The sequence below is a fragment of the Dinghuibacter sp. genome (assembly GCF_035492835.1).
GTDB lineage: Bacteria > Bacteroidota > Bacteroidia > Chitinophagales > Chitinophagaceae > Dinghuibacter.
Map to the genome: position 1 here is coordinate 1 of NZ_DATJIY010000201.1, position 20,431 is coordinate 20,431.

A 20,431-nucleotide genomic window follows, 5' to 3' on the forward strand; every position below is an offset into this window, starting at 1 on the left:
GGCTGGTCCTTCAGGATCAGTTCCCCCTTTGTCAGCCACGATACCCCAAAAGCCACCAACGCCACCGTCTCCAGGATCAGCGTCGGTTTCAAAAAGATAATGCGCTCGTGGACCCAGGGTATGCCGTCGATGGGGATACCCGCCACCGATATGGCCAGGATGATGCCGCAGACGCGGTAAACGCGGTTCCGCTTTTTCTTTTCGGGGGTCATCGTACCGCTGCTCCGGGTGAATAGAAAAGCGGACATGTACGAAAGCAGGGTGAAGAAAACGGCCGCGGAGCTGTAGTGCAGGATGCTGATGAGGTCCCCTTTGCTGCTCGTGTCGGACGTCGGCAGGAACGCGATCCCCAGGGCGAACAACCCTGAAAGCTTGCTGATGATGGAGTCCGCTTTGGTGTATCCGGCGTACGACATGAGGAACATCGCGATGCCGCAGATCACGCCTTCCAGCACGTTCCGCATGCTGGTATAATAATAGGCGCTGACCGATATTTGCAGGGTAGGCGGCGGGTCCAGGATAAAGGAGCCCAATACCAGGACGGGGACCAGCGTCAGGGCAAGCAAGCCAACTACCTTGCGCAGGGTCATATAGGAAATGATCTGGGGGGTCGTGCGCATGCCCTAAGATACCGCTTTGACCAACCGTTGTCAAGCGTATAAACACCTTTCCAGGAAGGCGTTCCGAAGCTTTTCCTCCGGATCGTACTGCCGGAGCACTTCCCGGAACATCCCGATCCGGGGATAAAGGCGCTCGAGCTGTGGACGTTCCATCGCAAACAGCTTTCCCCAGTGCGGCCGGGCGTGGAAAGGGGCCAGCGCCGTTTCGATCACGGGCAACAACCGGCGCACCGCCTCCGCCTCCTGCTTCCAGGTAAAGTGAATGGCCACGGAGTTTCGTCCCTGGGCGGTGCTCATCCAGAGATCGTCGGCGGCGACACAGCGGATCTCGGAAACGATCAGGTGGGGACTCACGCGCGCGTGCAGCGTTTCCACCGCGCGGATGGCGCGATAGGCGTATTCCAGGGGCAGGAGATACTCGCTTTGGAGTTCCTTCCCGCTGCTGGGCATAAAGCCCATCCGGAAGTGCGGCAGACGCTCGTGCCAGGGACCGGGTACGCCCATCTGGGGGGTGCAGTTCTCCGCGGGCATGTCTTTGACAGGGTTCAGGTCGCGGGTCGCGGCCATGGCGCCAAAGAATTCCGGCGGGGCGGCAAAGGGATCCCTGCATTTGAGCCAGACCTCGCCGATATTACCCTTTGTCCAATCCGTGAAAAGGCTGACGCTATACGCCGAGCCCATGATGGTTTCGAAATTCCGTTCCAGGACGTCCATACGCAGGTTCTCATAGACGTACTGCCGGACCTGGTAGGTGGGCTCGATGCGTAAGGTCAATCGGGTAACGACGCCCAGGCCGCCCAGGTGCACCGCGGCCGCCTGAAGCTCCTCACCGGACAACCCCACCTGGTCTCCCGCCGTCGTGAGGAATTCCATGCCCACAACCGCGGCGGATAGGTTGGTATTGCGTAAACCCGACCCGTGCGTCGCCGTGGCGCAGCCACCGGCAACGGAGATATGCGGCAGCGAAGCCAGGTTGTGAAGGGCGTAACCCCTGTCCTCCAGGAAGACCGCCAACACGCCATACGTGACACCCGCTTCCACGGTCACGGTCCGTGCTGTCTCGTCGAGGGACACCATCCGGTCCATGGACGCCAGTGATAACAGGGCATCCTTGCTGTCCGCTATGTCGTTAAAACAGTGCCGGGAGCCCAATACCTTGAACCGCCGGCGTCCCCTGATCCAGGCCGCCGCCTCGTCGGTGGAGCCGGGGGATTCCAGGTCCGTAGATCCATAGATGAGGTTGCCCGACCAGTTTTGAATTGTTTGATCCATACCTCCGTAAAGGTACGCTACGGAGCCATAACCAGCACGACCTTACCGTGTGTGTGGCGGCGCTCCAGGTCCGTATAGGCGTCCCTGACCTTTTCCAGCGGATAGACGCCGGCGATCGGGATTTCGAGCCGTCCCGCTTCGATCATCACGGCCAGCTCGGTCAGCACCGAAGCCTTGGCGGCGTCGCCGTTCCCTTTTGTCTGGACGCCGTATTGCTTTGCGGCTTCGAAGTCGATGATAGTGTCGATGCGGCTGGCGGGTATGTCCAATCGTATGGCGAGCGCCACATATCCGTCTCCGTGGGTGTCGATAAAGGCGTGCACCTTGCCTCCGGCGGCTTCGTGTATGCGTTCTTCCAGCCTGTCGCCGTGATAGTCCACCGGGATCACGCCGTGCTTCTTCAGCCAGTCATGACTCTCCGGGCCGGCGAGTCCGACGACGCTGGCTCCCAGGTTCCTGGCCAGCTGTACGACTACCGAGCCCACGCCGCCCGCGGCGGCGGATACGACCAGCGTTTCGGCCGCCTTCAGCCGGACGGCGTGTATGGCCGCATAGGCGGTGGTGCCTACCACGAAGAGCGAACCCGCCTGTTCCCAGGGAACGTGCGGCGGCTTCTTTGTGAGGTGGTCTTTCTCCGCGAGGACGTAGTCGGCATGGCTGGCGCGTTTGTCCGTGAACCCGATGACCTCGTCCCCGGGGGAAAAGCCGGTTACGTCGTCTCCTGTTTCTTCCACGACACCCGCCAGGTCGCTCCCCTCACCAGAGGGAAAGGTGGCGGGGAACCGGGCGGCCATTTTGCCTTCGCGGATGGCGCCCTCTCCCGGGTTGATACCGGCCGCCTTGACACGGACCAGGACTTCACCCTTCCCCGGGTGGGGCTTTTCGACATTGACGACCTGGAGCACCTCCACGCCGCCGTAATGGTCAAAACGGACGGCCCTGGATGACTTAGTGTCGTTCATAAGCAAAACGTTTAATTTTACGTGATATGATTTCTTTTCTTGCGCGTCAGTCCGTAGTCGACGTCCATTATCACCAGTGCTTCCAGGTCGTGGTGAGCCTGAAGCATCCTTTTGACAGCGTCATCGACGGCCAGGCGTACCAAGGGCTCAACGGGGTTTTCCTGAACCAATACATCCCGCATGCCTGCGAGGGACAGAACACCGACGTGCTGGTCTATTTTATCGACGCCGAAAGCTACCAGGGCTGGCAACTCAAGCAACTGTTGGACGGCAGACCCTTTGTACCCATCGACGCGATACCCGTGGGCACGGATACGGACATGGTCCGTTTTGCGGCGAACCTGCTCGAACGGTTGTTACCGGGGTTTTCATCCGTGCGCCCGATCGACGGGCGGATCACCGAAGCGTTTACCTATATTGACGACCACCTGGACGATCCACTGGCGCTGGACGAGGTCGCGGACCGCATCTTCTTGTCGGCAGAGCGTTTCCGCCACCTGTTTGCCCAGGAAACCGGGGTCCCGTTCTCACAATATGTCCTCTGGAAGCGCATCCAGCAGGTCATCTTCCAGGTGCTACAAAACGGCCTGCCCATGTCCACGGCCTCCGTACAAAACGGTTTTACCGACCAGGCCCATTTCACCCGGCTGTTCCGCCGGACATTCGGGGTCTCCGCCAAACAACTCCTCAAGAACAGCCGCTACGTACAATTCCTTACACCCTACGTCGAGGTAGCTTTGCCTTCATAAAACAACACGTTTATGAAACCTCAAGGTTACATCCGACCATCAGAAAATAATTATGTGCGGATGAAAGCGATACAAATCCCCTACTATGGCGGAGCCGACGTACTGAAGGTCGTGGACCTCGACCGGCCGGTGCCCAAGGATAAGGAAGTCCTGATACAAGTAAAAGCCGCGTCCCTGAACCCGGTCGACGCCAAAATCCGGAACGGTTTCCTGAAAGACATGATAACGCTCCCGCTACCCCTGGTGCCCGGCTGGGAAGCCTCCGGCATCGTAACAGAAAGCCGGCTCGAGGGCGTCGACCCCGGGGATGAAGTGGTTACCCGCGTGCCGTTCGAACGCGGGGGCGCCTACGCCGAATATATGATCGCAGGCCAGGGCCAAGTCGTACCCAAACCCCGGGAACTGTCCTTTGTCGAAGCCGCCACGCTGCCTATCGTAGCGGGCACCGCGTATACACTTTTGTACATGACGACGCCCGTCAAGGCCGGCGACCGCGTTTTCCTGCTCGGTGCTTCTGGCGCCATAGGCCTGTACGCCATTCAGATGGCAAAGGCCCTGGGCGCCACCGTTATTGGCGCCGCAACTGCAGATAACGCGGGTTTGCTTCGGTCTTATGGGATCGACCAGGTAGTTGACTACACCGATCCCGGTTTCCTGGATGCCGTCCGCGACATCGACCTGGCGCTTGACTTTGCTGGAGGGCCTAACCAAGACGCCTTGGCAGCTATCGTGAAGAAAGATGGACATATATTTTCTACCGTCCATCCCGGTGTACACGCCACTTTTATCTCCACCACCGGCGACCCCGAGGTAATAAAGACCGTACTCGACATGGCCGCGCGGGGCGAGATCAAGGCGCGGATTGGAAAGGTTCTACCGCTCGCACAGGCCGAAGAAGCGCACCGGCTGATGGACGCCCGTACTGCCGGTGGGAAAATCGTGCTCGTGCCCTGAACGTTACAACTTGTCGATCCAGCTCTTGATCTCGTCCTTGGTATGCCCCGTTTTCTTTTGAATACGGCCAAGCAATTCATCCTCCTTGCCTTCTTCGTAAAGCAGGTCATCGTCGGTGAGGCTGGCGTACTGTTGTTTGATCTTGCCCTTGAGGGTATTCCAGTTGCCCTTTATTTTCAGGCCGGTGCTGTTGTTGGTTTCCATATACTCGTTTTGATATGGAGAATTCAAACAGCCTGCCAGTTTTTGGGGCCAGCTAGTCTTCATCCAGGGTCGGCGTCTCGTCCGGAATTTCCAGACCGCTTTCGCCTTCGTCTTCATCGTCCTGGCCCGGTACGAAGCCCACGGGCTCGTGGCCCGGGTCGCCGTAGCTGCGAAAACCGCCTTCGTCGGCGTCATCTCCTTCCTCATCGGCGCGATGAGCTTCGGGTTCATAGGGCAGGGGCTCTGCGAGCCTGGGAGGGACGATTACCGCTGGGACCTGGTCTTCGGGTTCGACCATGGGGAGGGCGGGTTTTTTCGGGGTGGGTTTTTTTACGGCTTTTTTGGGGGCGGCTTTTTTGGGGGCGACTTTCTTGGCCGCCTTTTTAACGGCTTTCTTCGGGGCGGCCTTCTTGGGCGCGACTTTCTTCGCGGCCTTTTTGGGCGCTGCCTTTTTCATCGCTTTCTTGACCGCTTTTTTCGGCGCAGCCTTCTTCACGGCTTTTTTCAAGGCTTTCTTAGGCGCGGCCTTTTTTGCAGCCTTTTTCGGCGCGGCCTTCTTTGGTGCAGCTTTCTTTACAGCTTTTTTCGGCGCGGCTTTTTTGGGGGCCGGTTTTGCACCCTTTGAGTTCTTTGCCATGATTCAATGGGTTTGATATTATTAATTTGTATTATTCACATCTACTAAGTTGTAAGCTACAAGAATTCTTTCATAGCTGCGAAAAAAACGGGCCAATATTATGCGTAGTATTTTCCTCGCGTAAGGGATACCGGATGACCCGAGGTCAGGCATAATATGTGTGGTTGAAACAGGCATGCCGACAAAACCTAAAACACCTAAATATTATGGCAACAAATGTTCAAGCAACGCCGCAGGCGGCGCAGCACTCCAAACTCCGTGAATTTTTTATGGCCCAGCTCCGGGACATTTACTGGGCCGAGCAAAAACTGGTAAAAACCCTGCCCAAATTGTCCGACGCGGCCAACTCCGAAGCGCTTCGGGGGGCTTTCGACAGCCACCTTACGGAAACCAAAAACCACGTCAGCCGGCTGGAACGCGTTTTCGACATGATGGGTGAAAAAGCCAGGGCGGAGGAATGCCCCGCGATGAAGGGGATCGTCGAGGAAGGGGAAGACATCATCGACGAGACCGACGACAACACCTCCCAGCGGGACGTCGGTCTGATCTTCGCCGGGCAGAAGGCCGAGCACTACGAAATCGCCTCCTATGGCGCCCTCCGCCAACTGGCGCTGGACATGGGGCAGGACGAGATCGCGGATGTCCTGGGCCAAACCCTGTCGGAAGAAAAAGCGGCCGACCGGAAGCTCACCGAGCTGGCCGAAGGGGGGATCAATCGCATGGCGCTCGAGGAGCCGGAAGAGGACTGATCCGGCCGCACCGGGCGCGGAGCGTCCGCGAAGGGAGCGGCGCGAGGGTCTTAACGGAAGTTGAACCTCTTCAGGAACTCCTCCCTATACGTCCGCCCGATGGGCAGCGACGTCTTAGCCACGGTAACTTCCTGTTCATTAAAGGACTGTATGGCGTCGATGTTGACGGCGTACGACCGGTGGATCCGGGCCATGGAGCCGTAGTCGACCTTGTCGAGGAGCTGCGCCAGCGACTGCCGGAGCAGGAACTTCCGATCCGGGGTTACGAGCTGGACGTAGTTGTTTTCCGCTTCCACATACAGGATATCGGTGAGCCGGATCTTGACAAAGGCGTACTGGTGCTTGACGAAGATGTAGTCGTTGAGCCGGAGGATGGTTTCTTTGTCCGTTGCATCCGCGGCCGGGGACTTCTCCAGGGGAATAACCTTCCCGGGAGGGGTCCCCTGCCGCGCAACGGCAAAATTGTGCATGGCCATCTCTATCGCGATCCGCACATTGGTAAGGGTATAGGGTTTGGCCAGGTAAGCCGACGGCTGCGTGGCCTTGGCGCGCTCCAGCGTAACGGCGTCGGTAAACGCGGTCAGGTAGATCAGCGGCACCTGGCGGTGCTCCAGCAGGCTGGCCGCGGTGGTGATCCCGTCCTGATCGCCAATGATATGCACATCCACGAGCAAAATGTCGACGGGGGTGGCGCGGAACAGCTCCAGGGCCTCCCGGCCGTTATCGGCTATGCCTGCCACGAGGTAGCCGTCTTTTTCAAGACCCTTTGCCAGGTCCAGGGCGACAAGGGCCTCGTCTTCTATGATCATCACACGGGTTGGCTCCATCAGGCGACTTGTTTGGGTATCAATAGGGTAAACCGGGTCCCCCCGTCCACCACCAGTTGCTGTTCGGCCCTCAACTGGCGGCAAAGGGCGCCGATCAGCTGTTTGCCAAAGGACTGGGATTTCCTTTTCCATTGGGCGACGTCCAGCCCGACGCCGTTGTCCCCTACCTCCACCAGGAGCTGTTTTGCGTCCTCGTCGAGCCGGATATCCAGGGCCGGCCGGGACACCCCGGGGTAGGCATATTTGAGTGCGTTAGTTACCATTTCATTGATGATCAATCCAATGGGCAGGGCCTTATCCACATCCAGCCGTTCCGGGCGGGCGCTCACGGTGAGATCGAAGGCGTCCCGCTCAAAGCCATACGAGGTCACCAGGGACTCTGCCAGATCGGACAGGTATTCCCGCATGTTCACCGTGGTCAGCTCGTCATTTTTGTATAACCGCTGGTGGATCATACTCATGGCCTCCACGCGCTGCTGGCTCTCCTTGAGGGCGGCGACGGCCTTGTCGTCCATGAGGTCGTAGCTTTGGAGGCTGAGCAGGCTGCTGACGACCTGGAGGTTGTTTTTGACGCGGTGGTGGAGCTCCTTCATCATCGTCTCCAGCCGGGCTGATTGTTCGGCGATCTGCCGGCGCTGCTTGCGCACCCGGCCATACAACAAAACCATACTGACGGCAAGCCCGGCAAAAACGGCGGACGCGGCCACCAGCCAAAGGATCTGGCGGCGCTGGCCGGCAATCTGCGCCTCTTTTTTCTCGGTCTCGTATTTGGTCTGCAGCTCAGCGACCTGGGTTGTCTTGGCGATGTCGGTCAGCGAGTCGTTCAGATCGGCGGCCAGGATATAATACCGCAGGGCGGAATCCGACTTCCCAAAAAAATTATAGACGTTGAATACCTGGAAATACCCGTTTTTCACCCGTTCGGGCTCGTGCAAAGCCAGGGAAGCAGAGAGCATCAGCTGCGCATACTGGAGGGCGGGTTGGAATTTGCCCTGGTTTTCGTAGGCGTGGGAGATATTGCCGTAGTTGTATGTAAGGCCGTCGGTATCGTTTTGCGCTTGGTTGGCCGCCACGGCCTTGAACAGGAAGTCCAGCGCGGACGGATAGTCCTTGTTGTGCTCCAGGTATACCTGGCTGATATTATTGTACAGTCTGGCGCGTAGCTTGGTGGCCTTGGGGGACAGCTCCATCAGGCGGATCGCCTCAGTATAATAGACAAAGGCGGTGTCATAGTACCACTCATGGTTGAAGTTCCGGGCCTTGTCGCGATAAAGGACACCCAGCTCGTTGAGGCTGTTGACCTGACCGCTGGTATCCTGTATGTCGCGGTACAAGTCGAGCGCGGTGTGTGAATAGTCTATGCCCTTGTTCACGTACACCTCGGTCATGCTGGTCCCTCCCATCATTTGATACACGCCCGCGATATTGAGCGAGCTGGACCCGAGCACCCGGTCCTTTTTCTGGCCATCCATGGTCTTAACCGCTTCCAGGTACCGGGCCAGCGCATGCTGGTAGTCCCCCTTATCCCGAAAGGCCAGGCCCTCGCGGAGGAGCGCCCGGGCGCGGGCGGTATCGTGACGGAAAGTGCTGTCCGACTGTGCGGTCAGGGTAAGTGGCAAGAGCAGGAAGCCGTATAGCAGCCGAGGGGACATTTCAATGGTTGAATATACGACAGGTTGTCAATTTTCAACCCCCAAAATGGCGATTTCGCACGCGGACAAGGCGGCCCGACCTTTGTAGGTTTGCAATAAATTCAACACCATGCAACGGATCACCACCTTTCTTTGGTACAACGACCAGGCAGAAGAAGCCGCCAAATACTACACGTCCGTCTTCAAAAATTCGCGGATCACCGGCATCGCCAAGCCCGAAAACGCCCCCGCCCCCGGCGGTAAGGCGTTGGTGGTGAATTTTGAATTGGACGGACAGCAATATACCGCCATGAATGGAGGCCCGGGGTTTCCTTTTACCTGGGCGGTGTCGTTGTACGTCACCTGTGACACCCAGGAAGAGGTCGATTATTACTGGGATAAGCTGTCCGACGGCGGCGAGGAATCCAAGTGCGGTTGGCTAAAGGACCGGTGGGGTCTATCCTGGCAAATCGTGCCCGCCGCGCTGATGAAATACCTGAGCGGCGACGACCCCGAAAAAGCCCGGCGCGTCATGGACGTCGTCATGCGGAGTGTCAAATTGAACGTAAAAGAAATTGAAGAAGCATGAAATACACCCATTCCTTTTGCAGCTTTTCGGTCGATGACCTCGACAAAGCAGTGGCCTTCTATGGTCAAACGCTCGGACTCCCCGTGGAAAAAACGCCCCAGGGCCTGGACATCCGTCTTCCGGACAACGCCATCTTTATTTATCCCAAGCCCAACCACACCCCGGCGTCCTTTACCGTTTTCAACTTCAAAGTAGACGACATCGAAGCCGCGGTGGACGAGCTCACCGCCAAGGGCGTGGCCTTCGAGCACTACACCGGCGAGATCGCCACCGACGCCAGGGGCATCCACCACGGTGACCAGGACCCCACGATCGCCTGGTTCACGGACGCGGCTGGGAATATCCTGTCCGTTATACAGGAGGCGAAGGCATGAGCGTCGTCCGGTTGGGGCCGGCCGACGGCGATCGTTTCCAGGAATTGATCCGGCTGTTCGAGCGGGAGTTCAAGGAGCCAGGCGGCGCCACATTTTTGACGCCGCTCGCCGACGCATCGTTTATCGCGTTGGTGGCGCTGGAAGAGGGCAGTATACGGGGTGGCCTGACCGCCTATCTTTTGTCGTCCTACCAGCAGCCGGAGCCGCTGACATTTTTGTACGACCTGGCGGTGGACAGCGGCTACCACCGCCAGGGCTGGGGAGCCCGTCTCCTGGAAGAGCTGCGCCGGCTGGCGCCCGGCGAGGTCTTTGTGGCCGCGCACGAACGGGACCTGACGGCCATCGACTTTTACCGGGCGTGTGGCGGGACCGAAGAAAGAGTGGTACATTTTACCTTTTGCCCTTCCAATACCTAGTCTTGGCCTGTACCTTGTGGGAAATTGGGCTATGACAGACCTATCGCTTAACATCCCCGATACGGGCAAGCCCCGGGTCGTTGTCGTCGGTGGCGGCTTCGGCGGACTCTATACCGTAAAAAAGCTCAAACGACAGGGCTTCCAGGTCGTATTGTTCGACAAACGCAATTACCACACGTTCCAGCCGCTGCTCTACCAGGTATCGACCGCGGGGCTGCAGCCCGACTCCATAGTGGGACCGTTGCGCACGATATACCACGGCTATCCCGACGGGCACTTCCGGATGGTGCGCATCCTTTCGGTCGATCCCGCACGGAACACCGTCCATACGATCGCGGGCGACCTGCGCTACGATTATCTCGTCATCTCCAACGGGATGAAGTCCAATTTTTTTGGGAACGACAACTTCCGCCAATTCACGCTCCCGGTCAAGTCCATCCCCGACGCGCTAAACCTGCGGAGCCATATCATGCAGCTCTTCGAGCGCGCGGTGATGACCAGCGATCCCGAGCTCCTGGAGCGGATCATGACGATCGTGATCGTAGGCGCCGGCCCTACCGGCGTCGAAACGGCAGGGGCGCTGTCAGAACTGCGGAAATACGTCCTGCCAAAAGACTACCCGAACCTGGACTTTTCCCGGATGAAAATTTACGTCATCGAGGGGCTCGACCGTGTTTTGCCGCCGATGTCCCCCGCCTCCAGCGCGCGCGCACACAAAGACCTCGAACGCATGGGCGTGGAAGTTCGTTTGAATACCTTTGTCTCCAACTATGATGGAGACATCCTCACGTTCAAGAACGGGGAAACGCTGCGCACCGCCACGGTCGTGTGGTCGGCCGGGGTCATGGGGGACGTCATCGACGGTATTCCCCGGGAATGGGTAGAAAGAGGCCGTATCCTCACCGATCGTAACTGCCGCGCCATCGGCTCGTCCAACATCTTCGCCATCGGCGATGTGGCCATGATGAAAACGGACAAATACCCCAAGGGCCACCCGGGCGTCGCCCAGCCCGCCATCCAGATGGGCAAATACGTCGGCAAACAACTCAAGGACATCCATGCCGGTAAAGCGGTGCCCGGCTTCGAGTATTTCGACAAAGGCACGCTCGCGACCATCGGCCGAGGCAAAGCCGTCGCCGACCTGCTGGGGGACAAGCTCCACCTGGGTGGGCGTATCGCCTGGTATATCTGGCTCTTTGTCCACATCACCTACCTGATCAGCTTCCGCAACCGGATCCTGGTGCTGGCGAACTGGTGGTGGAACTTTTGGACCTACGACAAGGGGAACCGCCTGATCATACGGCCGTACATTTTGAAAAACGATCCCGTCGGGCAAGAGGTCGCCGAGGCGGACGTGGAGGACTAGCGGAACTTTGAGAAATTCACGCCGGCGTTCGCCTTGAAAAACCTGCTGAAGTGCGCCGTGCTCGAAAACCCGAGGGCCGCCGCGACCTCCTTGGCGGATTTGTCCGTGTACTGGAGGTAGCGTTTCGCTTCCAGGACGATCCGGCGCTGGATCAGCTTGGAGGGCGAGGGATAGCGGCAGAGGCCGAAGATGTTGGTCAGCGTCTTGGGGGACTTGTTCATCGCCTGGGCATAAAACTGTACGTCATGGCGGTTGCGGAAATGGGCCTCCAGGAGGAGGTTGAACTTCCGGATCACGTCCATCCTGTCTTCGGTAAACTGTTCGTAGTGCTCGCTCTGGCGCTTGGCCATACGGGTCACCTTTATGATGAGGCGTTTGAGCACCGTCCGCAGCATCTCGCCCTGCATCTTGTCCCGGACCTCCATGTCCTCCACGCAGAGGTGCTCCAGGCGGGTGATCCCTTCCATTTCCGCGGACGTCAGGGTGATAAAGAACGGGTGACGGATACCATAAAAAAGGAACCCCACGCACCCCACTTCGGCGTCGTGGTCCACAATGCAGTAGAAATCCCGGTTGAATTGCCAGGCCGCCAGCGTCTCCGGTCGTTCGAACGCGAAGCTTTGGTTGGCCACGAGCGGAAGGATGGAACAGGCAGGCATCACGTAGGCGATGTTGTCGATCCAGACCTGTTGGGCTTCGCCCTTGTTACAGACGATGGTATTGACCGGCTCCATGGGTTGGCCGTTCAGGAGCCCCTCCCCCTTCAGGCATGCTTCGTGCAGGCTCACGATCAGTTGACCGTTGGTGGCGCTGTCTTCAAACCGGAATTTCATACTGCTAAACTAACCTATTGAAGGGTGACTTTGATGATATCGGTAACGACGGGCAGGGTCGTAAACATATTCGGGTTGGGTACCGGCGCGATCGGCTGGCTTTCGGCCAGGGGCGTGCCCGCCAGGTTGAACTGGGTTATACCCGCGCCGGGGAACTGCTCGATGGCCGAGCCGTCGTCGAACAAACCGATGCTCGAAGAAATATCCCCCTTTACCGTGGCGTCCACGCCGTTCCCGGTGGTGGCGAAGAACCAGTCGTTCGAGAACCCGTACATGGTCGCGATCGCCAGGCGGTCACCCGGCAGCACGTTGAGTTGTTGGGACACCGTGCTGCCCGCGGTCGACCCGATCACCGGGAGCAAAACGGTCGTCTGCGGCGCCGGCAGGACATAAACGGAGCGAACGCCGGGCAAGGTCTTGAGGTAAGCCGCCAGGGTATCCGCGTTGCCTTTTTGGGCCAGCGGCGTCAGACCGTGACCGGGGTCGAGGGCGCCCGTTTTGTATATGGGGTTGTCGGTACCGTCATAGACAACGACCAGGATGGGCGACAGCGGGGTGAAGATGCCGGTGATACCAGTGATATACGTGCTCAACGGGCCGTTGTCACCCATTTCGGCGATCGAGGTCAGACCGTTGGCGGTCGGTTGACCGGCTGCATAGAGGGGCGCCGGGCTCAGGAGCGAGCCGCCCACGATATAGGATACCGCCCAAACGCCCGGGCTGAGCGGGGTTTCGTTGGCCGTACCCCCGGAGATGTTTTCCAGCGTCAGCGTGAAATAGGAATTTCCGTTGTACGTAAGTGTCGCCTTGACCAGCTGGGAAGCCGGGATATAGCTGTTTCCCTGGGCGTCGGTCCCGCTGACCTCGCTGATGGTTTTGCTTTCGGCCACACCCGGGTGTTGCACATTCGGACCTGGGGCCTGTTCGAGGCGGGTGCCATTGTCCCAAAGCTTGATTTGCGACGAAACGTCCCCCTGGATGGGATTCCCCAGGGAATCATAGACGGCTATACCCGGATTGGCCGGCGCAAAGAACAAATCGTTCGACCAACCATACATCGTGGCAAAGGAGATCGCCTCCCCCTTCGCCGCGGAAAATTTAATCGTTACCGACTGCCCCGGCATAATCAGGGCCGGGGAGCCCGTCCCCTGGAAGGTGCCCGACTCGACCAATGGTTGGGACTTCAATACGTTGGAGACGGTGATCGTTTCGCTTTGGGTCGGCGGAGTACTCCCCTTTTTACAGGCTGCAAATGGCACGAAGGCGACGAGCGCCCAGATAGCGTTCTTCATGTGATTTTATTTGCAGCAAAGCTATCCTCTCGGGCAATCTGGACAAATGCCGGGGCTTCCCGAGGGGTTGTCGATACTTCCCGAGGGGTGTTTGCAAACTGTTAAAATCGCTATTGTATCATTTTAACTGGCTGAGGAGCGCCGCGTCGAAGGCGCGATCGGGTAACAACTTGCGGAGCGTAAGCACGGTGGAGGCCATGTAGCCCGCGTGGTACCGCGTACGCGGCTTGTTCGTCCTTAGGATTTTTGCGATCAGGTCCGCGATCACCTGCGGCTCCGCGGCCTTCTTTTCTATTCCTGGCATGGTCGCCATGATGCGGTCCACCAGCGGCTTGTAGACGCCGCGGCCTGACGTTTTCCGCAGGTTATCCATGGCGATGCCACCCCATTCGGTTTTTACCCCGCCTGGTTCGACCACCACGACGTCGATGCCGAATTGTTTTAGCTCCAGGCGCATCGCGTCGCTCAAGGCTTCGACCGCGAATTTGCTGGCGTGGTACCAGGCGCCAAAGGGCGTCACGATCTTCCCGCCAATGGACGTGATGTTGATGATCCTGCCCGATCGCTGTTCACGCATCTGGGGGATCACCAGCTGTGTCAGCCGGGCGAGTCCGAAAACGTTCACTTCCATTTGATAGCGGGCTTCGGCCATCGACACGTCCTCTACCGCGCCGTACGAGCCAAAACCGGCGTTGTTGACGAGCGCGTCGATACGGCCTTCGGCTTCTATAATTTGTCGCACACCATTCACCATCGCGGCGTCATCCGTCACGTCCATCGCCAGGACCTTGCCGCCCAGGGGTTTGAGGTCTTCCATCCGCTCCACCCGCCTGGCGGCGGCGTAGACGGTGTAGCCTTGCTGCAATAGGAGCTTCGCGGTTTCTTTGCCCATACCGGAGGAGGCGCCGGTGATAAGGACGACTTTTTTCATGTGTGTTTATTTAGGGCAAAGGTCGGACACGGACCGGTCATCGGGTTTGGCTGCCGGCTCAAAGGGGGTTTGGTCAGCGGGTCAGCTCCGAGGCGTTATAGCCGTACTGCTGCTTGAAGGCGAACGAGAAATGGCTCAGGTTTTCAAAGCCCACCTCGATATACGCGTCGGAAGGCCGCAACTTCTTCTCGGCGATCAGGTAGTGAGCCTCTTTGAGACGGCGTTCGAGCAGCCATTTTTGCGGCGGCATCCGGAAGGACTTCTGGAAGTCCCGCTTAAAGGTGGCCAGGCTGCGACCGGTGAGGTACGCAAAACGCTCCAGCGGGATGTTGAAGGAAAAGTTGCGGTGCATGAAGTCCGCCAGGTCGATCTTGCCCGGTTCGGAAAAATCGGAGAGGATGGCGTCGGCCGCCGGGTTTAGCGTTCTCAGTATGGTGACGGCTTCGGCCAGCTTCAGACGGGTGAGCTCCGCGGGAAGCGGGTCCTGTAGCGCCTCGTAGGGCAGCAGCGATTGGAAAAGGCTGTCGAGCAGGGGGCTGCCGCCGAACGTCAGCACGTCCTTGCGTGCCGCCGCCGCCGGCTTGTGCGTCGCGTAATACCCGGCCAGGAAGTCCTGTCTGAACAGGATCGTCACCATACGGAACGGCGCATCCGCCGCCGCGTGCTTGGTCACCTTCGCCAGGCGGTTGCGGCTGAACAGCACGGACTGGCCGGGGTTAAAGCCGTATTCGCCGCTGGCATCGACCACGCGGATCTCGCCGGAATAGATGTGCGCCAGCCCATGTTCGGGGACGAAGTGTTCCTCGCTCCGCTGCGTGACTTCGGCGCACGAAAAAAAGATATTGTCGACGACATAGTCATTCATGACCCAGGAGTATGATATCCTTTCCCGTGATGATCTTTTGGCTATAGCCTTCTTCCGCCAGCCGGATCATGGCCAGCCCGAGCTCCCGCAGGGTGCAGAAGCCGTTGGGATAGAGCGCCCGACCGATGGGGAACATCCAGTTGATGTATTTGTAAAAAGCGTGTACGCGCGTCAGACCCGGGAAGGGCTTTATAAACCCCGGCCGTACCGCGAAGGCGCGTTTGAAGGGGAGTCGCAGCACGTCGTTTTCGGTCTTTCCCTTTACGCGGGCCCACATGCTGCGGCCCTTTTCGGTGCTGTCGGTTCCCGCGCCGGAAATATAGCAGAACGTCATGTCCGGATTCAACCGGGCCAGCGGACCGGCGACCGCCATCGTCAATGTGTGCGTCACGCGGAAGTAGTCCGCTTCCTTCATCCCCACCGACGACACGCCGAGACAAAAAAAGCAGGCGTTGTATCCTGACAGCAAACCCTCGATCGACGAGATGTCATAAAAGCTGTCATGGATGACTTCGCGCATTTTTGGATGCTGCACCCCCGTGGGTTTGCGCGTCAGCACCAGCACCTCGCTTACCCGGGGGTCACCGAGGCATACGTGGAGCACGCCGTCCCCAACCATACCCGTGGCGCCGGTTATAATGGCCTTTATCATGGGATTGAAGGTACTCACGGATGGTTGAATAAAAAAGGGGATCGATTGAACGGGCTTTGTTTTGCGCCCCGCTTACAGCAGATTCGGACTATGAAGAAACTACTGCTCCTCCTGCTGCCGATGGGTGCGACCGCGCAACATATCCTCGACTCCGGCGCCGTTCCGTCATTGTTTGCCCCCGGGGTCGTCTCCACCCCCTTCGAGGAGTGGGCCACATCCTTCAGCCCCGATGGCCATACCGTTTATTGGTCCCAGGGAGCGGTCTACTGGACCCTCGTCAGCGCCGAACGCCAGGGGGAGGGCTGGGGTGCGCCACGGGTACTTCCGTTTTCCGGCGCCTGGAACGACACCGATCCCTTTGTCTCGCCCGACGGCCGTAAAATGTTCTTTATCTCCAACCGCCCGTTGGTCGCGGCTCCCGGTCAGACCGGCCGCCAGATTTTCCACATTTGGTATGTGGACCGTCAGCCGTCCGGGTGGTCCGAACCGCACCACCTCGACGGGCCCGTCAACATAGAGACGGCCAGCTGCTATGCGCCCTGCGTAACCGCTTCGGGCGACCTGTACTTCTGTTCCCGCGACAGGGATGGGCATCAGGGCATGAACGGCTTTTATGCGCATTGGAACGGACAGGGCTACGACGCGCCGTCGTTGATCGACATGGACAGCGTCGCGTACATCCAGGATCCATTTGTCGCAGCCAACGGGAGCTATATGGTTTTTGCCTGCGAAAATGAGCTCTATGTGTCCTTCCACGGAGGCGCCGGATGGTCGCCCGCCCGGAAATTAGGACCCGAGGTCAACGCCGGGGACGGCATTTCGTCCCCCTACGTCACCCGTGACGGGGGCTGGTTGTACTACTCCAGCAACCGCGTCCGCGGACTCTATAAACGCGATAGGGATCACGCGCTCGACTACAAGGGGTTGCTACGCGAGCTACAAAGTCCGCTCAATGGGACCGGAAATATCCTAAAGATACGCGTACATCTACCCAGCGCCACATAGCGGCGCCCGTAGGGCGCTTGCCGCGGCGCCGGCGTGGCGCGTTTTTTGCTATCTTGAGGCTTCAAATCCAAGCCTCATGCAAAAGTCACACTTCCTGCTTGCCTCGGTGCTTCTACTGGCTGCCTGTTCCAAGAATGGCGGCAGCAACGGTTCCGGTCTGCCCGGCCAGGGCGGTCAGGACACCACGTCAAAGACACAGACCGATACCGCTCACCATTCCGCCAAAAAGGGCGCCGACTTCAGCACCAACAATACCAACGGCACCTGGGACGCCGACGTAGCCGCCCTCAACGATACCTGGTTCTATACCTGGGGAACGCCCCAGCCCACGGGCGCGCCCAAAAACGTCGAGTTCGTTCCCATGTTCTGGGGCGGCGCCAACGTGACATCCGCCAACATCAGCCTCGTCCAGCAAATGAAGACCAGCGGCGCCGCCAAATACGTCCTGGGCTTTAACGAGCCCGACCAGTCCGGACAGTCCAATATGACCGTTTCGCAGGCGCTCGCCCTCTGGCCGCAGCTGGAAACGATCGGGCTGCCCCTCGGCAGCCCCGCGGTCTCCTACCCTACCGTCGCCTGGTTTACGCAGTTTATGGATTCGGTCGCCGCCGAGCACCTGCGCGTCGACTTCATTTGCGTGCACATGTATGTCGGCACGGACGACAACAACTTTGTCCAAACCCTCGAAACGCTCTATAGCCAATATCACCTCCCGATCTGGATCACCGAGTTCGCCACCGCCGACTGGAACGCCACCAGCACCTCCAACAACATGTACACGGCCGCCCAGGTACAAAGCTTTATGCAACGCCTCCTGCCAAGGCTCGACACCATGAGCTTTGTACAGCGTTACTCCTGGTTCTCGGGCGACCCGACCAGCCCGCAGCTGTGGCCGTCGGCGTTGTTTGACGGTAAGGGGAACCTGACCGCGCTGGGGAGCTGGTACGCGGGGCACTGATGCCCCCGCAACGCGGCTTAGCCGATCCTGCGGAACCAGTCGTTGATTTCCGTTTGCAGCAGCGTGTCGGCGATATAACCGATATACACATCGGGCCGGACGATCGCGACAAACGTCTCCGGCAGTCCGGCGCCTCCGGCGTCGAGCGTTAGTATCGCGCAAAGCGCATCCGGGACGACGGGCGGCTCCAACCCGCATACGATCACCAGGAAGGGCTTTACATGGTGCTCACGGATAAGCTGGTACACCGACTGTCCCCGTGTGGTGACGAAGTAGGGGAAGCGGTCGCCTGCCCGTACGTTCCCGCCCCTGCCCTGTGACAGGGACGACCGGCGATAGCTGATTTGTATCTGGGAGACGGCCCGGAACCAGGTGCGTCGCATGGCGGAAACGCGGTTGACGACCGGCAGCAGGTTGGGGAGCACCAGGCGTTTTAGTATCTGGGAAAAAAAGCTGAAGTGCGTGACTTCCGTAAACAGACGGTCCGTAAACCGGAGCAGCTGCTCCGCCACCGGGTTGCGTTCTTCGTGATAGGTGTCGAGGAGCGCGTCCTTTGCACGGCCTTTGCTGACCAATGCCAGCTTCCACGCCAGGTTATAGGCGTCCTGCAGACCGGTGTTCATCCCCTGGCCGCCCGCGGGGCTATGGATATGGGCAGCGTCCCCGACAAAGAAAAGGTTTTCCTTCCGGAAGTGTTCCACTTTCTTGTGGTGCAGCTTGTAGGTGGAGTACCAGCTCGTATCGTAAAAGGTGACCGGCAGCTTCATGTTGGCTTGTACCTGGGCTTCGATGGCGTCGAACCCGATCTCCTGCTGGTGATAGAATTTGGGGGGCAGCGTGCCCAGGACCCGGAACTGCCGCTCTCCCGGCATAGGGAAGATCATCGTAAAGTCGCTCCGGCCGAGAAAGAGGGAAAGGCGGTCGCCGAACAGCGCGTCGGCGTGCGTGTCCGCCACATAAAAAACCTGCTCATAGGTCCCCCCGGTGAACGGCATGCCCGACCATTCCCGGAGGGGACTGCGCGCGCCGTCGCAAGCGACCAGGTAGCGGCACTCAATGAGCCCCCTGTCCGTCTCAACCCGGTACCGCCCTTCCTGTCGGGTCACCCCCTTCAGAGCCGTATTCCAGCGGACCTCACGCCCCTGTGTCTGAAGGTAGCGTGCCAGGATGGCTTCGTTCTTGCTTTGCTCATACACCAGCACAAATGGAAATGGGCTAAGGGTGCGTTGTAGATTCCCCAGGAAAACGGTAGCCCTCACCTCCCCGCGCTCGTACAAACGTATACCCTCCGTAACATGACCGTCGCGCAGGACCTCGTCGGACAAACCCATCTGCTCGTAGATCTCCAGGCTTCGCGCCTGTACCGCGAGCGCCCGCGATTCACGGGTAGGACCCGCCTTCTGGTCGATCAACAGGAAGTCCGCGCCCCAGCGGCCAAGCTGGGTCGCCATCATCAACCCGGTGGGACCGGCGCCCACTATGAGGATGTCAACCGTTTCCATTAATGCAATATTTTTTCAAGGATCAACGCGTGGTTGTGCTCGGTTTCCCTGGACGCATACAGCAGGGTCGTGTGCGGGTGTTGCTTCACCGCCTCCTTTAACGCCTCCAGCGCTTCAGAGCCCTTGAGCTCCTCCTTGTAGCGTTGATGGAAAGTGCCCCACTCGTCCAGGTGCGCGTGATACCACTGCCGGAGCTCCGTCGAGGGCGCGACATCCTTCATCCAGGCGTCGATGCGCGCTTCGTCCTTGCGGATGCCCCGGGGCCACAACCGGTCCACCAGGATGCGATAGCCGTCCGTGGAGGCCGGCGGATCATAGATACGTTTGACCGTGATTTTAGACATATGGTTAGTTTCCTTCTTCTGACTAGTCTCCTTCTTCCAGCTGGAAAATGTCCTCGACCTTCAACCCGAAGACCCGCGCGATCTTCATCGCCAGCACCGTCGAGGGCACGTATTTATTGCTCTCGATCGCGTTCACCGTCTGCCGGGATACCCTGATCCGCTCCGCAAGCTCCGCCTGCGTGATGTCCAGTACCGCCCGTTCGATCCTCAGCCTGTTTTTCATACCGCCTCCCTTTTTACCCACGCATACCGCGCAATAAAGATGACCAAGGTCGAGCACACATTGTAGAGCATGACCTCCAGGAACATCTCCCCATAGGTAAAGATAATGGCCAGCAGGATCAAAGCCGTGTTCAGATACACCGACCACAACAGCGCCTCCAGCCGTAGCTTCATGGTCCGCTCGTCCTCGACCCGCTCCCGTGAAAACGCGATCATCAACAACCCCAAGATAAGCACGATCGCCGCGACTTCACGGGTAAAATTGTGCGCGTGCAACGAGAACAAAAACGGCCCATCCAACGAGTCCTGCACCCAGGCGCTTTCCCGGTAATGTAAAAAACCAAAGCCAAACTCGAAATAAAGATTCAGGATCATAATCACCGCCGCCGGCACGGCCGCCGCCCACCCGATCCACCGGTATCGGTGTGGGAAAAGAAATTTCAGGTCCATGGGTAAGTTTTTGACAAATGTAAAGTT

The 20,431-nt window shown here is 58.9% G+C and carries 25 protein-coding genes; 9 read left to right on the top strand and 16 right to left on the bottom strand.

Annotated elements, in window-relative coordinates; genetic code table 11:
- From VL547_RS18925 to VL547_RS18935, 3 genes are all read right to left on the bottom strand, one after another.
- The coding region (locus tag VL547_RS18925; protein ID WP_325580833.1) for a hypothetical protein at positions 1–620 on the bottom strand (620 nt) is incomplete at its 3' end.
- 30 nt (positions 621–650) lie between these two features.
- Complete coding sequence (locus tag VL547_RS18930; protein ID WP_325580835.1) at positions 651–1,892, bottom strand: D-arabinono-1,4-lactone oxidase; 1,242 nt, start codon at positions 1,890–1,892, stop codon at positions 651–653.
- A gap of 17 nt (positions 1,893–1,909) precedes the next feature.
- Entirely contained in the window at positions 1,910–2,854 is a 945-nt protein-coding gene (locus VL547_RS18935; RefSeq protein ID WP_325580837.1) for an NADP-dependent oxidoreductase, read from the bottom strand.
- Positions 2,855–2,880: 26 nt separating this feature from the next.
- Between VL547_RS18935 and VL547_RS18940 the strand changes: the two genes are divergently transcribed.
- Both VL547_RS18940 and VL547_RS18945 read left to right on the top strand, forming a co-directional pair.
- Positions 2,881–3,603, top strand: coding sequence for an AraC family transcriptional regulator (locus VL547_RS18940; protein WP_325580839.1), 723 nt, complete (start codon positions 2,881–2,883; stop codon positions 3,601–3,603).
- 60 nt (positions 3,604–3,663) lie between these two features.
- Entirely contained in the window at positions 3,664–4,557 is an 894-nt protein-coding gene (locus VL547_RS18945; RefSeq protein ID WP_325580841.1) for an NADP-dependent oxidoreductase, read from the top strand.
- 3 nt (positions 4,558–4,560) lie between these two features.
- Here VL547_RS18945 and VL547_RS18950 read toward each other — a convergent pair whose 3' ends face one another.
- Positions 4,561–4,761 carry a CsbD family protein gene (locus tag VL547_RS18950; protein ID WP_325580843.1) on the bottom strand — a complete coding sequence of 67 codons (201 nt, stop codon included), beginning with the start codon at positions 4,759–4,761 and terminating at the stop codon, positions 4,561–4,563.
- A 52-nt stretch (positions 4,762–4,813) separates the two neighbouring features.
- Positions 4,814–5,398, bottom strand: coding sequence for a hypothetical protein (locus VL547_RS18955; protein ID WP_325580845.1), 585 nt, complete (start codon positions 5,396–5,398; stop codon positions 4,814–4,816).
- A 206-nt stretch (positions 5,399–5,604) separates the two neighbouring features.
- Here VL547_RS18955 and VL547_RS18960 point away from each other — a divergent pair, with 206 nt between their 5' ends.
- Positions 5,605–6,147, top strand: coding sequence for a ferritin-like domain-containing protein (locus tag VL547_RS18960; RefSeq protein ID WP_325580847.1), 543 nt, complete (start codon positions 5,605–5,607; stop codon positions 6,145–6,147).
- Between the two features lie 50 nt (positions 6,148–6,197).
- Here VL547_RS18960 and VL547_RS18965 read toward each other — a convergent pair whose 3' ends face one another.
- A complete protein-coding gene (locus VL547_RS18965; protein ID WP_325580849.1) occupies positions 6,198–6,974 on the bottom strand; it encodes a LytR/AlgR family response regulator transcription factor in 777 nt (258 codons plus the stop codon).
- Entirely contained in the window at positions 6,974–8,626 is a 1,653-nt protein-coding gene (locus tag VL547_RS18970) for a histidine kinase dimerization/phosphoacceptor domain -containing protein (RefSeq protein ID WP_325580851.1), read from the bottom strand. Before VL547_RS18970 ends, VL547_RS18965 begins: the two co-directional genes overlap by 1 nt.
- Positions 8,627–8,735: 109 nt before the next feature.
- Here VL547_RS18970 and VL547_RS18975 point away from each other — a divergent pair, with 109 nt between their 5' ends.
- Genes VL547_RS18975 through VL547_RS18990 form a run of 4 tightly spaced genes read left to right on the top strand, consistent with a single transcriptional unit; the run spans position 8,736 to position 11,350 of the window.
- Positions 8,736–9,194, top strand: coding sequence for a VOC family protein (locus VL547_RS18975; protein ID WP_325580853.1), 459 nt, complete (start codon positions 8,736–8,738; stop codon positions 9,192–9,194).
- Positions 9,191–9,568, top strand: a complete 378-nt coding sequence (locus VL547_RS18980) for a VOC family protein (protein WP_325580855.1) — start codon at positions 9,191–9,193, stop codon at positions 9,566–9,568. Before VL547_RS18975 ends, VL547_RS18980 begins: the two co-directional genes overlap by 4 nt.
- Positions 9,565–9,984 (top strand): GNAT family N-acetyltransferase, encoded by a 420-nt coding sequence (locus VL547_RS18985; protein ID WP_325580857.1) that lies wholly within the window; start codon positions 9,565–9,567, stop codon positions 9,982–9,984. The genes VL547_RS18980 and VL547_RS18985 overlap by 4 nt, the downstream gene beginning before the upstream one ends.
- Positions 9,985–10,015: 31 nt before the next feature.
- Entirely contained in the window at positions 10,016–11,350 is a 1,335-nt protein-coding gene (locus VL547_RS18990; protein ID WP_325580859.1) for an NAD(P)/FAD-dependent oxidoreductase, read from the top strand.
- On the opposite strand, the gene VL547_RS18995 is transcribed toward VL547_RS18990, so the two are convergent.
- The 5 genes from VL547_RS18995 to VL547_RS19015 form a co-directional block, all read right to left on the bottom strand.
- Positions 11,347–12,183, bottom strand: a complete 837-nt coding sequence (locus tag VL547_RS18995) for a helix-turn-helix domain-containing protein (RefSeq protein ID WP_325580861.1) — start codon at positions 12,181–12,183, stop codon at positions 11,347–11,349. The genes VL547_RS18990 and VL547_RS18995 overlap by 4 nt on opposite strands.
- Positions 12,184–12,197: 14 nt before the next feature.
- The gene (locus VL547_RS19000; protein ID WP_325580863.1) at positions 12,198–13,475 is read right to left on the bottom strand and encodes a spondin domain-containing protein; all 1,278 of its coding nucleotides are present in this window, start codon (positions 13,473–13,475) and stop codon (positions 12,198–12,200) included.
- A 118-nt stretch (positions 13,476–13,593) separates the two neighbouring features.
- Positions 13,594–14,406 (bottom strand): oxidoreductase, encoded by an 813-nt coding sequence (locus tag VL547_RS19005; protein WP_325580865.1) that lies wholly within the window; start codon positions 14,404–14,406, stop codon positions 13,594–13,596.
- Positions 14,407–14,479: 73 nt separating this feature from the next.
- Positions 14,480–15,271 carry an AraC family transcriptional regulator gene (locus tag VL547_RS19010; protein ID WP_325580867.1) on the bottom strand — a complete coding sequence of 264 codons (792 nt, stop codon included), beginning with the start codon at positions 15,269–15,271 and terminating at the stop codon, positions 14,480–14,482.
- Positions 15,264–15,923: an NAD-dependent epimerase/dehydratase family protein gene (locus VL547_RS19015; protein ID WP_325580869.1), complete on the bottom strand. Its 660-nt coding sequence runs from the start codon at positions 15,921–15,923 to the stop codon at positions 15,264–15,266. The genes VL547_RS19010 and VL547_RS19015 overlap by 8 nt, the downstream gene beginning before the upstream one ends.
- Before the next feature lie 90 nt (positions 15,924–16,013).
- On the opposite strand from VL547_RS19015, the gene VL547_RS19020 reads away from it, so the two are divergent.
- Entirely contained in the window at positions 16,014–16,928 is a 915-nt protein-coding gene (locus VL547_RS19020; protein WP_325580871.1) for a hypothetical protein, read from the top strand.
- A gap of 76 nt (positions 16,929–17,004) precedes the next feature.
- On the top strand, positions 17,005–17,886 hold the full coding sequence (locus tag VL547_RS19025; protein ID WP_325580873.1) for a glycoside hydrolase family protein: 882 nt from the start codon (positions 17,005–17,007) through the stop codon (positions 17,884–17,886).
- A gap of 17 nt (positions 17,887–17,903) precedes the next feature.
- Here the strand turns inward: VL547_RS19025 and VL547_RS19030 are convergent, their stop codons facing one another.
- From VL547_RS19030 to VL547_RS19045, 4 genes are all read right to left on the bottom strand, one after another.
- Positions 17,904–19,388: an FAD-dependent monooxygenase gene (locus VL547_RS19030; protein ID WP_325580875.1), complete on the bottom strand. Its 1,485-nt coding sequence runs from the start codon at positions 19,386–19,388 to the stop codon at positions 17,904–17,906.
- Positions 19,388–19,732: a DUF488 domain-containing protein gene (locus tag VL547_RS19035; RefSeq protein ID WP_325580877.1), complete on the bottom strand. Its 345-nt coding sequence runs from the start codon at positions 19,730–19,732 to the stop codon at positions 19,388–19,390. The genes VL547_RS19030 and VL547_RS19035 overlap by 1 nt, the downstream gene beginning before the upstream one ends.
- A gap of 22 nt (positions 19,733–19,754) precedes the next feature.
- On the bottom strand, positions 19,755–19,955 hold the full coding sequence (locus tag VL547_RS19040) for a helix-turn-helix transcriptional regulator (RefSeq protein WP_325580879.1): 201 nt from the start codon (positions 19,953–19,955) through the stop codon (positions 19,755–19,757).
- The coding region (locus tag VL547_RS19045) for a hypothetical protein (protein WP_325580881.1) at positions 19,952–20,431 on the bottom strand (480 nt) is incomplete at its 5' end. The genes VL547_RS19045 and VL547_RS19040, both read right to left, overlap by 4 nt.